The sequence below is a fragment of the Enterococcus montenegrensis genome (assembly GCF_029983095.1).
GTDB lineage: Bacteria > Bacillota > Bacilli > Lactobacillales > Enterococcaceae > Enterococcus_C > Enterococcus_C montenegrensis.
Genome location: NZ_CP120467.1, coordinates 415610 through 429716, shown reverse-complemented (window position 1 = coordinate 429716; position 14107 = coordinate 415610). Strand labels below are relative to the sequence as shown.

General features: G+C 38.5%; 13 protein-coding genes. 4 read left to right on the top strand and 9 right to left on the bottom strand.

What is annotated here, in order from left to right; translation table 11 throughout:
• Positions 1-25 precede the first annotated feature (25 nt).
• The 5 genes from P3T75_RS02060 to P3T75_RS02040 form a co-directional block, all read right to left on the bottom strand.
• Positions 26-1414 carry an oxaloacetate decarboxylase subunit alpha gene (locus P3T75_RS02060; RefSeq protein WP_282462081.1) on the bottom strand — a complete coding sequence of 463 codons (1389 nt, stop codon included), beginning with the start codon at positions 1412-1414 and terminating at the stop codon, positions 26-28.
• A 19-nt stretch (positions 1415-1433) separates the two neighbouring features.
• Complete coding sequence (locus P3T75_RS02055; protein ID WP_282462080.1) at positions 1434-1844, bottom strand: acetyl-CoA carboxylase biotin carboxyl carrier protein subunit; 411 nt, start codon at positions 1842-1844, stop codon at positions 1434-1436.
• A 12-nt stretch (positions 1845-1856) separates the two neighbouring features.
• Positions 1857-2195 carry a hypothetical protein gene (locus tag P3T75_RS02050; RefSeq protein WP_282462079.1) on the bottom strand — a complete coding sequence of 113 codons (339 nt, stop codon included), beginning with the start codon at positions 2193-2195 and terminating at the stop codon, positions 1857-1859.
• Positions 2196-2340: 145 nt separating this feature from the next.
• A complete protein-coding gene (locus P3T75_RS02045; RefSeq protein WP_206903539.1) occupies positions 2341-2604 on the bottom strand; it encodes a GlsB/YeaQ/YmgE family stress response membrane protein in 264 nt (87 codons plus the stop codon).
• 96 nt (positions 2605-2700) lie between these two features.
• Entirely contained in the window at positions 2701-3696 is a 996-nt protein-coding gene (locus P3T75_RS02040) for a helix-turn-helix domain-containing protein (RefSeq protein WP_282462078.1), read from the bottom strand.
• Positions 3697-3955: 259 nt separating this feature from the next.
• On the opposite strand from P3T75_RS02040, the gene P3T75_RS02035 reads away from it, so the two are divergent.
• The gene (locus P3T75_RS02035) at positions 3956-5287 is read left to right on the top strand and encodes an MATE family efflux transporter (RefSeq protein WP_282462077.1); all 1332 of its coding nucleotides are present in this window, start codon (positions 3956-3958) and stop codon (positions 5285-5287) included.
• A 61-nt stretch (positions 5288-5348) separates the two neighbouring features.
• Positions 5349-6077: a class I SAM-dependent methyltransferase gene (locus P3T75_RS02030; RefSeq protein WP_282462076.1), complete on the top strand. Its 729-nt coding sequence runs from the start codon at positions 5349-5351 to the stop codon at positions 6075-6077.
• A gap of 246 nt (positions 6078-6323) precedes the next feature.
• Here P3T75_RS02030 and pnp read toward each other — a convergent pair whose 3' ends face one another.
• A complete protein-coding gene (pnp, locus tag P3T75_RS02025) occupies positions 6324-8447 on the bottom strand; it encodes a polyribonucleotide nucleotidyltransferase (protein ID WP_206903535.1) in 2124 nt (707 codons plus the stop codon).
• Between the two features lie 180 nt (positions 8448-8627).
• Positions 8628-8897 (bottom strand): 30S ribosomal protein S15, encoded by a 270-nt coding sequence (rpsO, locus tag P3T75_RS02020; RefSeq protein ID WP_016173693.1) that lies wholly within the window; start codon positions 8895-8897, stop codon positions 8628-8630.
• Positions 8898-9203: 306 nt separating this feature from the next.
• Between rpsO and P3T75_RS02015 the strand changes: the two genes are divergently transcribed.
• Together P3T75_RS02015 and P3T75_RS02010 are read left to right on the top strand one after the other, a co-directional pair.
• Positions 9204-9824 (top strand): FMN-dependent NADH-azoreductase, encoded by a 621-nt coding sequence (locus P3T75_RS02015; RefSeq protein WP_206903534.1) that lies wholly within the window; start codon positions 9204-9206, stop codon positions 9822-9824.
• Positions 9825-10051: 227 nt separating this feature from the next.
• Entirely contained in the window at positions 10052-10903 is an 852-nt protein-coding gene (locus tag P3T75_RS02010; protein ID WP_206903533.1) for a MurR/RpiR family transcriptional regulator, read from the top strand.
• 125 nt (positions 10904-11028) lie between these two features.
• Here P3T75_RS02010 and P3T75_RS02005 read toward each other — a convergent pair whose 3' ends face one another.
• Positions 11029-12759: an ABC transporter permease/substrate binding protein gene (locus tag P3T75_RS02005; RefSeq protein ID WP_230711231.1), complete on the bottom strand. Its 1731-nt coding sequence runs from the start codon at positions 12757-12759 to the stop codon at positions 11029-11031.
• Positions 12752-13954, bottom strand: a complete 1203-nt coding sequence (locus tag P3T75_RS02000) for a quaternary amine ABC transporter ATP-binding protein (protein WP_206903531.1) — start codon at positions 13952-13954, stop codon at positions 12752-12754. Before P3T75_RS02000 ends, P3T75_RS02005 begins: the two co-directional genes overlap by 8 nt.
• Positions 13955-14107 lie beyond the last annotated feature (153 nt).

Genomic DNA, 14107 nt, shown 5'->3' with positions numbered 1-14107 from the left:
TAACAAAAACATGATAATCACTTTGCTATACTTCTATTTTCACCGAGACATTTTGAAATGGCACATCGTAAAATGGATCTTCTCTGCGGCCCAAGAAATCTTTAGCCTGCTGCGGAAAAACAGCATAGCTTAAGACATCTTCCATGAAACGGGCATACTCCTTTATCTCGGCTTCAAAACCTGATAATTGCGGCGCCAGTAAGTCAGCGGGACGTTCGGTAATCACTTTTTCATTACCGATAATTTTTTCTTTAATCGCTTCAGAAATTGCTACTGGCGGCTTGCCGTACAATCCTTTGACATAGTCTTTAATTTCTTTTGGTACTAATTTGTAACGCTCACCACTGATAATATTCATTAACGCTTGCGTTCCTACCATCTGTGACAGCGGTGTAACCAACGGCGGATAACCTAAGTCAGCCCGCACTTTTGGCACTTCAGCTAAAACTTTATCGTACTTATCTCCTAAACCTTGTTCATTTAATTGACTTAAAAGATTAGACAACATCCCACCAGGCACTTTATACAACAATGTTTTTGGTTCCACGTCTTTTACTTTTGGATTTAATTTTCCTTCATTTCTGAAGCGGTCGCGAATAGGATTAAAATGATCGGCAATTTTTTCCAATTTTTCTTGATCTAACCCCGTTTCATAACCTAATCCAGCTAAGGCGATTGCTACAGATTCTGTCGCCGGTTGACTCGTCCCGCCAGCAAAAGAAGAAATTGCCGTATCAATAATATCTGCTCCGGCTTCAGCTACTTTTAAATACGTCATCTCCGCAATCCCGCTTGTCGCATGCACGTGCACATCCACTGGTAAACTAACAGCATCTTTAATACGACTAACAAGTTCAAACCCGGCCTGAGGTACAAGTACCCCTGCCATATCTTTAATACAAATAGAATCCGCTCCAAGTTCGGCCATCTCTTTTGCTAGGGCGACAAAATAATCAACAGTATGAAAATCGCTGGTTGTATACGAAATTGCGGTCTGACAATGTCCCCCAGCTGCTTTACAAGCTTCCACAGAAGTTTTTAAATTGCGCGTATCATTTAAAGCATCAAAAATACGCACAATATCGATACCATTTTCAACGGATTTTTTGACAAATTCAGTCACCACATCATCAGCATAATTTTTGTAACCAAGTAAATTTTGTCCCCGCAAAAGCATTTGGAGTTTGGTATTTTTAACTTCTTTGCGAATAGCTCGTAGTCTTTCCCAAGGATCTTCGTCTAAAAAGCGCAAGCATGCATCAAAAGTGGCACCACCCCACATTTCTAATGCGTGATACCCCGCTTGATCCATCGTTTTTAAAATCGGTAACATATCCCGAGTTGGCATCCTAGTGGCAATCAGGCTTTGCTGACCATCGCGCAAAACGGTTTCCATAAATTTAATTTTTGACAACAAATTTCCCTCCTAACTGCTAATTAAAGGCAATCAAGGGATCACTTGCGTTGACAATTGCCCCCACCTGCACAAAGATTTCAGCAACTGTCCCATCTTTTGGTGCTACAATTTCATTTTCCATTTTCATCGCTTCTAAAATCATTACAGGTTGATTCGCTGTCACTGACTCGCCGGGATTTACTAACAATTTTAAAATTGTACCTGGCATAGGGGCACTGAGTGTGTGACTACCTGCTGGTGCAGCGGTAGATTTTGGTTTATCTTTGGGCGTGCTTTCTGATACAGGTTGCGCTGTCGGTGTTGGCGTTGGTGGTGGTGTGGCTGCAACTGGCATTGGTGCTGGTACTTGCGGTGTTACGCCACCAATTTCTTCCATTTCGACTAAATACTCTTTGCCATCAATTGAAATTTTGAACTTCCGTAACATATAATCCCTCCGTCATTTTCTTTGATAATTTTTTTTAACAATAAATTGTGAATCTGGTGCTACCCCGGCGGCAATACTTGCAGCAACGATTGCCACTAATTGCGCTTCAGGATTTTTTTTCATAATTTTTTTGACCACAAAAGAACTTCCCTCTTCGTTCCCAGCAGCAATACTTGTAGCAATCACACTTATAAGTTCATTGTCATCCTCATTGGGAATAAAAAAAGGTAGCTCTTCCCACTGATCATTGTCAGTTTGCGTTTTGTGTGCCACTGCATTGTTTTGTGAAACAACTTGTCGCTGCGTTGTATCGGTTTGTTCCTTGCCAAATAAACGGCTCCAAAATCCCATCAGGCACCTCCTTTAAAGGAAAATTTAAGACGATAAAAATAATAGCTCAATTAATTTTAACATAACAGTATGTAAAGCGCTTACAAAAGAGTGAGCCATTTAATCCCATAAAAAAAAGCCATGCGAACGGCATGGCTAAAACTGACTAATAAAAACCGAACTGACGAATTTTTTGTAAAAGGTATGAACAGACTGCTAGACACATCACCGAACCAACTAAAGCGGGAATTACGTAGAAGCCACCAACTTGCGGACCAGTGGGACCAAGAAAAATTCGCCCGACCCAACTACCTAAAAAACCTATTATCATATAGCCTAAAAAACCACTACGAATATCATTTCCTATAATTAATCCAGCCAATAGACCTAAAGTGCTACCAACAATGAAAGACCAAAATAACTCCAGCATTCTGCCACCTACTTTCGTCACTTATTGCTTATATTTTATCATCATTTACAATAAAATTATAATTATATGCAATAAATTTCGCTTAAAAAAGTAGATTTAAGCAAATTCTAAAGAAGAAGACTTCTTTTTCAATGCGTAATCATAGCCATTAACGACATAGCGATGCTTGCGGGTGAATCTTGCATACTTATCCACATATTTTTCACTGAACTCTTGTATCAAATAAGCCTCAGATAAAATACAGCGAGGCGTTAAAAACTCCTCAAAGCTATCGCCACAAAAAAGCTGCAAACATAAATGATAGCGATAAATTTCTTTTGTGTCTGTTGGCGTTAAACCAAGTGAATGGGGGTGGTTTTCTAATGCAGTAACGAAAGTTTGATAACTTTTAGGTAACCAAATCTCATTTCCTAATAATTGACGCAATAAATATAGCCATCCTCTTTCATCAATTTGATAAGGAAGTTGTGGTGCACGACTATGTAAGATTTTTGCTTCCATCGGGGTTAGTTTAAAGCCAAAATTTTGACGCTTTAAGCTAAGTTCTTGCATGTAGGACAATAGTGCTGCACTATCTCTTTCAAAGGGCAGCATCTGCATCTTTTTTAACTGCAAAATCAAGTAACGTTTCTGACTTTCCAAACCCATCAGGCAGCTTTGAAAATTATCATCTAAGCGTAAATTGAAATTTAACCACAATGGCCGAAGTCCTTCTAAACGTCGCCACACTGTTTTCCGGGCAATATAGTGCTGCTGTGAAAGTTGCGTGATCGTTACCAAGGGATCGTTTAGTTTTTGCCACAACAAGTGAAATGTCAAACTTTCAGACAAAAGTCTTTGCCACAAACGCGTTTGACAAAAATGATCTGCTAATTCAACCTGAATACCGGCATTTCGTGGCGTAAAATATATTCCGACTGCCTCTTTTTCCTCAATTTCTGCCCACCAGTCACACAAGCGCTGAATCTTTGTCTTAGCGAAATGAAATGCTGCTTGCAAGTGCTCGTATGCAACCAGCTCACCTCTTTGTCCCAACGAATAAATTTGCCAAATTGCTCGTTCATCTCTTTCCAATAAGCATTGATAGACCATCTTCTCATCTCCTTATTATTAAGGTACAAAATTAAAACTGGTCTTTTTTCCATTATTTGCTTATGTAACAACTTAATTTGAAAAATAAAATGAACCTTTGCTCATTAAGATTGCGTAATATTTGGCAAGTTGCTAAAATGAATTCATTCACATATCTGCAAAATCGCCGGGTTTTGCCAACAAAAAATTGTTGAGAGTAGCACTTTATCCCATAGGCCAATGGAGGATAAAGTTCTGCTCTTTTTTTGGAGGAATTTTTATGAAAGAAATTAGAGGCTATGTCACGCGGAGCGTCTTAAGTACTTTTGGTTTGTCTTTGTATATTCTAGCCGACACTTTTTTTATTGCAAATGGTGTAGGAACTTTAGGATTAACTGCTCTTAATATTGCTTTACCGCTCTTTAACCTTTTGAATGGTTTAGGACTACTTTTAGGAATGGGGGGTGCTACCTTGTTTGTTTTAAAAGGAGGACAAAAAAATTACTTTTCCCAGCTGCTTTTGACAGGAATTATCATCGGACTCCTCTTTACTTTGTTGGGTTTAATTTTTGCAGCACCTTTAGCTTCTTTACTGGGAGCAAGTTTGGCCACATTGCCGCTAACTACGACCTACTTACGTTTCATTTTAATTATGGCGCCTTTTTTCATTTGCAACAATTTGGTCTTAGCCTTTATTCGCAATGATCATAATCCGCAACTGGCGATGAAAGCTATGCTTTTTTCTAGTCTTTTTAATATTATCTTTGACTATATTTTCGTTTTCCCAATGAATATGGGAATGGCCGGGGCTGCACTAGCTACTGTATTAGCTCCCGTTTTAAGTTTATTGATTTTAAGCACCCACAAAAGGAAAGCCAACCGTCGTTTAATTTGGCAATTTACATTACCAAAATTCAAGACCATCAGCTGTAGCACACAATTAGGCTTAGCTTCTTTTTTGACCGAAATGAGTACCGGCATTAGCATTTTAGTTTTCAATCAAGTGCTGCTTGCTTTAAGCGGAGATATTGCTGTAGCAGCATATGGCGTGCTTGCCAATATCTTACTTGTCGGCTTATCTTTGTTTACGGGCGTTGCACAGGGTATTCAGCCTTTAATCTCACAAGCGGCAGCAAAAAAAGAAGAAACAAAAGTTTTCAGCTATTTACGTTACGGTTTTACCGTTAGCCTTTTTTTAGCATTCCTGTTGTATCTCGTTATAACTCTTTTCAAGTTCCCAATTGTCGGCTTATTTAATCGCGATCACGATGCGACCTTAACACACCTTGCAACCAAAGGGATGGGGATTTACTTTTTAGCCTTGTTTGGTGCCTGCTTTAATATCGTCTTTAGTATTTTCTTTTCTGCTGTCGGTTACGCAAAACAATCTTTTGCAGTTGCTTTGCTGCGGGGTTATGTATTAATTCTCCCCTTTGTAATTTTACTTGGAAAAACTTTTGGCATAGTCGGGGTATGGAGCAGCTTACCTTTAAGTGAATTTTTAACCCTATTGATTGCAAGCCTATTATTTATACAAGTAAAAAAAGTTATCGCAGCGATATTTCCTATTAAGCGTGCTAAAATAAAAAGAGAAAGTAGGTTGATACTATGATTGCCCATAAAAGAGCCAAACGCCATGACATTTAATAAAAAATGACATGGAGGAAAAAAACATGGAAAATATTTATGACAACGAAACATTTTTTTACAAGTACAGCCAAATGGACCGCAGCCAAAAAGGTTTAACGGGTGCTGGAGAGTGGCCAACGCTGCAAAAGTTATTACCAGACTTTAAGGAAAAAACAGTTTTGGATCTTGGCTGTGGCTATGGTTGGCACTGTCTTTATGCCGCAAAACACGGCGCAAAGAATGTAACCGGCGTAGATTTATCAAAAAAAATGTTGACAGTAGCCAAACAAAAAACAAAAGAATATCCTGTCCATTATTTACAAGCTGATATTGCCACAATTTCATTTCCTGCTGATTCTTTTGATATCGTCATGAGCTCTTTAGCTATTCATTATGTCGCTGATTTTGCTAGTTTAATTGCAAATATCAAAAGCTACTTAAAACCTGAGGGAATTTTACTTTTTTCAGTGGAACATCCCGCCTTCACGGCAGAAGGATCAGAAGATTGGTATTACGATGACAATGGAAATATTTTACATTATCCCCTTGACCATTACTTTACAGAAGGTTTACGAAAAACCAATTTCTTAGGGGAAAAAGTTGTAAAATATCATCGAACCCTCACAACTTATTTGCAGACTTTGTTAAAAAATGATTTTACGCTTTTAGATGTGGTGGAACCCTTGCCGCCAAAAGACAGGTGGCATGAAGATGGCATGAAAGAAGAACTTCGCCGCCCTATGATGTTACTTATCAAAGTACAAAAGAATTAACAGTAAAGCCGAAGTAAACTCGTTTAGCCTAGGAAAAATAAGTGTGAATTTTTTTAAATTGTTCGTCAAATTTTTAAAAGTTTTACCTTATTTCTTATCAGAGTAATTTGTGAAGCGCAATATCCATAAAAGTTCATAGCATTGGGAATTTTTTAATACCAGCGCGAAAGAAAAATCTTATCATTTTCCCAACTAAAAAGGCTTGGGGCAAGGGTTAATCAAACCTCTGCTCCAAGCCTATTTTTATTATTTAGCGTCTTCTTTGTTATCGTCTTTTAATAATGCTTTACGAGATAAGTTGACACGGCCTTGACGGTCAATTTCCGTTACTTTAACTAAAACTTCATCCCCTAATTTCACTACGTCTTCTACGTTGTTTACACGTTCATTTGCGAGCTGTGAAATGTGAACTAAGCCATCTTTACCTTTGATTAAGTTAACGAAGGCACCAAATTTTTCAATGCGGACAACTTTACCTAAGTAAACTTCGCCAACTTTTACTTCTTTGGTTAATTCTTCAATAATCTTAATCGCTTTTTGAATCATTTCTGAATCAGCTGAGGCGATTGAAACTTTACCTTCTTGATCGATATCGATTTTAACGCCTGTTTCTTCAATGATACCGTTAATGGTGTCGCCACCTTTACCGATAACCACTTTGATTTTTTCAGGATCGATTTGGATCATTTCAATCTTCGGTGCATATGGGCTCAACTCTTCGCGCGGTTGCGCCAATGTTGAAGTTAATTCTTCTAAGATTTCAAAACGTGCTTTTTTCGCTTGCGCTAATGCTTCACGTAAAATTTGTTCTGTAATACCTTGAATTTTGATATCCATTTGTAGTGCTGTAATACCATCTTTGGTACCTGCAACTTTAAAGTCCATATCGCCTAAGTGATCTTCCAAGCCTTGAATATCTGTCAAGATTGTGTAATTTTCACCATCTGAAACCAGACCCATCGCAATGCCGGCAACTGGCGCTTTAATTGGCACACCAGCATCCATCAATGCTAATGTTCCTGCACAAATACTTGCTTGTGAAGAAGAACCATTCGATTCTAAAACTTCTGCGACTAAACGAATTGTATAAGGGAAATCTGTTTCACTTGGGATCACTTGTGCTAATGCACGTTCCCCTAAAGCACCATGTCCAATTTCACGACGACCAGGTGAGCCGGCGCGACCCGTTGAACCAACTGAAAATTGGGGGAAATTGTAGTGGTGAATGAAACGTTTAGACTCTTCCACACCTAAACCATCAATAATTTGATGTTCTCCTAATGGTGCTAAAGTACAAGCAGATAGAGCTTGCGTTTGTCCCCGCGTAAATAAACCAGAACCATGAACCCGTGGTAATAAACCAACTTCTGAGGAAAGTTGACGGATTTCGTCTAACTTACGACCATCAGGGCGGATTTTATCAATTGTAATTAATTCCCGTACCACATCTTTTTCTAAGTCTTCAGCTACTTGCTTGATTTCTTTTGTAATTTGAACCAAGTCTTCTGTTTCAATATTAGCAAATTTTTCTGCGTAAACTTCTTTGACAGTTTCTTTTACTTTCTCAATTTCATCTTCACGAGCTAGTTTTTCTTCTGTCATAACAGCAGTTTTCATAACATTGTAGTAGTTGTCGTAAATGTCTTGTTTTAATTCTGGATTAACTTGTAAAAGTTTTACTTCCATTTTTTCTTTGCCGACAGCTGCGACAATTTCTTCTTGGAAAGCAACTAATTCTTTAATTGCATCAAAACCAAATAGTAAAGCACCTAGCATATCGTCTTCTGACACTTCTTTAGCGCCGGATTCCACCATGTTAATTGCTTGTTTTGTCCCGGCTACACTTAATTCGATATCTGTTTTTTCTGCTTGTTCAACAGTTGGGTTCAACACATATTCACCATTGACACGACCAACTTCAACACCAGCAATTGGGCCATCAAAAGGAATGTCTGAAATAGATAGCGCTAAAGATGAACCTAACATTGCAGCCATAGCAGGTGAACAATCTTGTTCTACGCTCATTACAATATTGGTTACTTGCACTTCATTACGGAAGCCTTCTGCAAACATTGGACGAATTGGCCGGTCGATTAAACGGGCTGTCAATGTCGCGTCAGTTGAAGGGCGACCTTCACGTTTAATAAAACCACCAGGGATCTTACCAACGGCATACATTTTTTCTTCATAGTTAATCGTCAATGGGAAAAAGTCTGTATCTTTTGCTTCTTTTGAGGCAACGGCTGCACTCAATACGGCTGTATCACCATAGCGGACTAACACTGCTCCGTTGGCTTGTTTAGCTAATTGACCGACTTCAACTTGCAAGGGGCGGCCGCCCCAAGTTGTTTTAAATACTTGCTTTGTCATAAGTTCTCCTATCTTTCTGTAGATAGTGGGCTGCTACTAAACAAATGAAAAATTTAAAATAACATTTCAAAGCTTTCATTTGGTTAGTAGTTAGCCTTACCACTACCCCAGCTTTTGTTTAGTTTTTTATAGCAAAAAAAGTGAGATTCATGCTGAACCTCACTTTTAAGACGATAACGACTAACGACGTAATCCTAAAGCTTGGATCAATTCGCGGTAACGTTGTACGTCAGTTTTACGTAAGTAAGCTAACAAGTTACGACGATGACCAACTTTTTTCATCAAACCACGGTAAGAATGGTGGTCTTTTTTGTGGACGCGTGCGTGTTCATTCAAGTGGTTGATCTCTTCAGTCAACACAGCGATTTGCACTTCTGGAGAACCAGTGTCGCCTTCGTGGCGTGCAAATTTTGTCATGATTTCGTTTTTACGTTCTTTTGAAATTGCCATGTTTTTTCACCTCACATTATTATTCTCCCTGCGACTGAGTAAAGCGTTGGTGACTCGCCAAACCAAGTGACAGGTGGTGCGCATTGCACACAGGTATACTTTACTTGATTAGAAGAGAAAATGCAAGTTGAATCCTTTTAAATTTTACTTATCGTCTTTCACAAGCAAATAAATTGAAAATTATTAAATGTAACCGTTATAATCACAACGTGCGTTTTTTTATACGCATACATAGTTTAAAAAAACTGATGTCACTTGTTAATTGTGGCAACAAATACGTACTGGAAAAAATTGGAGGAAAAAAACATGACAACATTACTTGCAGTTAAAGGACATCCCCTTGATGCCAAAGATTCTCATGCAATTCAATTATTAGAAAGCTTTTTAACTACTTATAAAGAAACTAACCCCAACGATGAAATTATCGTGGTCAATCCTTATGCTGCTGATTTCCCTGAAATCGATGGTGATATCACTTCTGGCTGGCACGCTTTAATGAACGGGGCACAATTTAACGAGCTAACAGCTGCGCAACAAGCTAAGTTGGCTGCTTTTAATGGTTTGACGGAACAATTTGAAAAGGCCGATAAAGTCGTGATTGCCAATCCATTGTGGAATTTAAGCATCCCAAGTCGCTTAAAAGCCTGGTTTGACACAATCTGTGTTGCCGGTAAAACCTTCAAATATACAGCTGAAGGTCCGGTTGGTTTAGTTACAGGTAAAAAAGCATTGCATATTCAAGCAAGCGGCGGTTTTTATAACGGACAAGACTTCGCTGCCCAATATACCCGCCAACTATTGAACTTCATTGGTATCAGCGACTTTAGTGAAGTTTTAGCTGAAGGCTTAGACTTTGACCCAACCAAAGTCGATGAAATTATGGCAAAAGCTACAACAGAAGTAAAAGCTGCAGCAAAAACTTTCTAAGTCTTCTATTGACTTTGTTAGCCAAATAAAAAAGAGTACCTCCGTAAAAATTGCTTTGAAATTTTACGGAGGTACTTTTTTTACTAAACTACACTACTTTTTCCTAAAGCAAAAAATTTTGGACCGTTAGACAAGCTTATCCTATGACAAAAATACGTCCATTTCTGATATCCTTTAGCATCCCCAGTGCATACCTTTTCTGTTATAATATCCTTGAGGTGATTGCAATGGCACTAATCAATCGAATTCAAGGAATGGAAAGTGAATTATCCAAAGCAGAACTGCGGATTTTTCGTTATATAAAAAAGAATATTGATAAAATACCGACCATGACAGCTGAACAAATTGCCAAAGGTTCAAAAACCAGTGCACCGACTGTTGTCCGCTTTGCCAAAAAAGTTGGCGCTTCAAGTCTGACCGACTTCAAAATTCAAATTTCAGCTGAAAGTCAACAGAATGGCGGGAACCAAGAATATTCAGATGTAAAAAAAAATGAACCAATTGCATCTTTAAAAGAAAAATTGTCGCAAAATGCCCAACTTACACTACATGAAACGACACAAATCTTAAGTGACGAAAAATTAGTGGCCGCATTGAAGTTACTGGAAACAAAAGAGCGTATTTTTGTAACCGGCGTAGGTGCCTCTCATCTAGTAGCCGAAGACATTAAACAAAAATGGGACCGTATTGGTAAAAGCGTATCTTTAGAAACGAACTATAACGCTTTGTTACCACAACTTATCAACACTAAAAAAGACGCAGCCTTGTGGTTGATTTCAAATTCCGGTGAAACGCCAGAAATTGTTTACTTTGCTGAAATCGCAAAAGAATTGAAGATTCCAATTATTACCCTAACTCGTTTTGGTAATAACCGACTTTCTAAATTAGCGGATGTTTCCTTACAGGTTTCCCGACCACAAGAAGCTGACCTGCGTAGTGCGGCCACCAATTCGTTAATTGCACAGTTTTTAGCAGTGGATATTTTGTTTTACTCATATATCAGCCGCAACCAAGAAAATGCTGAAAAAATTTATCAATCACGGCAAATCATCAAAGACTTCCGGGAAAAACATTTTTAAATTTCGTCATTGTTTCTTTTTGTCTAAGCAAATGAGGCTTATGTATCTGCTTATTTCACGCCATAAAAAAATCCGTATTCCCTTTTGCTACGTGTTAGCTTGGGAATACGGATTTTTTATTTTGTTTATTTAACCCATTCATTTACTTTATCTGGATTATTTTTTACCCATTCTTTAGCAGCTTGGGCTGGATCTTTGCCGTCGTGAACGGCTAACATGACATCTTCCATGTCCTTTTGTTCCCAATGGAAGTTATCTAAAATTTTGTACGCTTGCGGTTGATCTTCTTTTAGGCCTTTACGAACCATCGTGTTGATTGTTTCAGCTCCCCCCATTGTCCCTTTAGGATCAGCTAAATATTTCAAATCATATTTAGCAAACATCCAATGAGGTGACCAGCCAGTAATAACAATTGGTTCTTTGTTTTTAATAGCTTTACCCAATGCAACAGTCATGGCGCCAGATGAAGAAGATTCAACGGTCCAATCTTTTAAGTTCGGATAAGCAGCCTGAGTTTTATCTGCTGCTTTCATCACACCAGCTCCTGGTTCAATGCCGATAATTTGTTGTTTGGCCTGATCACTTAAATCTTCAATCGAATTAACAGCCATATAGCTTGGTACCACAATCCCAAGTTTGGCACCTTTTAGATTTTCACCTAAATTTTCGACTTGATTTTTGTATTTAGCATATTGTGCCTGGTGTGTATGGGGTAACCACGCCGCTACCATGCCATCTGTTTCGCCATTGGCAACAGATTGCCACATCACCGTCATATCCAACGGTGTCAATTTCACATCATAGCCTTCTTCTCTTAAAACTTCAGCGACAACATTAGTAGAAGCTACTTCTGTATCCCATTCAACATAAGACAGGTGAATTTCTCCCTTATCAGAAGCATGGCTCCCAGCAAAAGTTGAGCCAAAAATTAAAGCGATCACGACAACAGCTACACCACCTGTGAGCCATTTTTGTTTTTTCTTAGCAGCAGGAGCAAGATTTTTATTCCGTTCTTTTTTTGGTGCATTTAATTTTTGCGTAAAACGGTCGATGATGATTGCTAAGATAACTAAAGCTAAACCATTAACAAAACCATTCCCGACTTGTGCTTGTTGCAAGGCAGATAAGACCCCACGACCAAGTCCGGGAGCACCAATCATTGATGCTGTTACAACCATTGAAAGTGCAAGCATCATCGTTTGGTTGATCCCTGCCATAATCGTGCCTTTAGCTAAAGGCAATTCTAGTTTAAATAGTTTTTGTTTCCCTGTTCCACCAAAAGAATCGGAAGCTTCGACTAATTCACTTGGAATTTGACGAATTCCTAAATTTGTCATTCGAACAGTTGGTGGCAAAGCAAAAATAACGGAAGCAAAAACACCCGGCACCATTCCGATACCAAAGAAGGCAACAGCAGGAATTAAATAGACAAATGCCGGCATTGTTTGCATAAAGTCTAAAATCGGCGACACAATTGTATTGGCTTTTTCACTTTTCGCCATTAAAATCCCTAACGGAATCCCGATGATAATTGAAACGAGACTCGCAAGTAAAACTAACGTGACCGTATTCATCAAGTCATTCCATAGACCTTGGTTGTAAATAAATAATAGACCAAAAAAGGTTAAAATCGTCAGTCCTGGTTTTTTCTTTGATAAGAAAAAGGCAGCGACGGCCAATAAGACAATGAATAACAACGGTGGAATAAACAGCAAGGTATTGGTGATAGTGTCCATAATAACTTGACCAATCGTTTGCACGAAGCTAAATAACCCCGCAAAGGTTTTTGTCAACCAATCTGTAAAGTTCTCCACCCATTTTGCTACTGGAATTGCTTGTTGTAATAAATTATCCAACAAATTCCACCTCCTTGTCTCCGGTTTGAGCGAGTGCTTCAATCACACTACCGCGAATGACTACGCCCAGTAATTTATCATTTTCATCAACAACAGCTAAAGGTGCTTCAGCGTCTTTAATCACGTCAAAAATATCAGTTACTAGCATGTCTTGGGGAATTTTTTTAACATTTTTATCAATGACTTCTTTTAGTGGTAATTGATCTCTTCTCGCTTCCAACGCTTTTAATGCTGTCAAACTACCCTTTAACTTACGTTTACGGTCAACTGCTAACAACATGCTGACACCTTCTTTACGCATGCGATTTAACGCCACGTTAGGCCCATCTGCTTCAATATTCATCGTAATTGCCGGCTCCATAATATTTTGTGCGGTTAACACCTTGGAGCGATCAACATCTTCAACGAAATCACGCACATATTGGTTGGCTGGATTCGTTAAAATTTCTTCACCGGTTCCAATTTGCATAATTTGGCCGTCTTTCATCAAAGCAATTCGATCACCAATTCGCAAAGCTTCGTTTAAATCATGGGTAATAAAGATAATGGTTTTTTGCACATTTTCTTGCAAGTCCAACAATTCATCTTGCATTTCCCGCCGAATTAACGGATCTAGCGCTGAAAAAGCTTCATCCATCAATAAAATTTCCGGATCATTGGCAAGGGCTCTAGCTAGACCAACCCGTTGTTGCATCCCGCCAGAAAGCTGTTCAGGATATTGATCCTTAAAGGCGATTAAACTAGAATTAGCCAAGGCTTGCTCTGCTTTTTGGCGTCGTTTTTCTTTTGAGACACCGCGAATTTCCAACCCTAATTCCGTATTTTCTAAAATTGTGCGATGTGGAAATAGTGCAAAACTTTGAAACACCATATTGATTTTATTACGACGAACTTCTTGTAAAGCTTCTTTATTCATCTTTGCAATATCTTTTCCATCGATGTAAATTTCACCATCTGTTGGGTCAATCAAACGATTTAACAAACGAATTAACGTTGACTTACCAGAACCCGAAAGGCCCATAATTACGAAAATTTCCCCTTCGTTTACTTCAAAATTCGCATCGTAAACACCGACTGTCGCACCGGTCTTCTCTAAAATTTCAGTTTTGCTTTTATGTTCTTTCATCATGGCAAGGGCTTGTTGCTGCTTTTTGCCAAAAATTTTTGTTAAGTGTTCTACTTTCACTTTAGCCATTTTGTTACCCCCTATTTATTTTTGCTGTTTTAAGCTAGTAAAACAGCTTGCCTAATAACGAAATGCAATAGTGTGTTTCTGCTATTAGGATGGAAAATTCCAAGTTTGAAAACAACTTTGAAAATTTTCCTCTCAAAAAACTGACCACACTAG

Coding starts and splice junctions, on each gene's coding strand:
- P3T75_RS02055 (WP_282462080.1), bottom strand. CDS start 1,844: ATGTTACGGAAGTTCAAAATTTCAATTGATGGCAAAGAGTATTTAGTC.
- P3T75_RS02050 (WP_282462079.1), bottom strand. CDS start 2,195: ATGGGATTTTGGAGCCGTTTATTTGGCAAGGAACAAACCGATACAACG.
- P3T75_RS02045 (WP_206903539.1), bottom strand. CDS start 2,604: ATGCTGGAGTTATTTTGGTCTTTCATTGTTGGTAGCACTTTAGGTCTA.
- P3T75_RS02040 (WP_282462078.1), bottom strand. CDS start 3,696: ATGGTCTATCAATGCTTATTGGAAAGAGATGAACGAGCAATTTGGCAA.
- P3T75_RS02035 (WP_282462077.1), top strand. CDS start 3,956: ATGAAAGAAATTAGAGGCTATGTCACGCGGAGCGTCTTAAGTACTTTT.
- P3T75_RS02030 (WP_282462076.1), top strand. CDS start 5,349: ATGGAAAATATTTATGACAACGAAACATTTTTTTACAAGTACAGCCAA.
- pnp (WP_206903535.1), bottom strand. CDS start 8,447: ATGACAAAGCAAGTATTTAAAACAACTTGGGGCGGCCGCCCCTTGCAA.
- rpsO (WP_016173693.1), bottom strand. CDS start 8,897: ATGGCAATTTCAAAAGAACGTAAAAACGAAATCATGACAAAATTTGCA.
- P3T75_RS02015 (WP_206903534.1), top strand. CDS start 9,204: ATGACAACATTACTTGCAGTTAAAGGACATCCCCTTGATGCCAAAGAT.
- P3T75_RS02010 (WP_206903533.1), top strand. CDS start 10,052: ATGGCACTAATCAATCGAATTCAAGGAATGGAAAGTGAATTATCCAAA.
- P3T75_RS02000 (WP_206903531.1), bottom strand. CDS start 13,954: ATGGCTAAAGTGAAAGTAGAACACTTAACAAAAATTTTTGGCAAAAAG.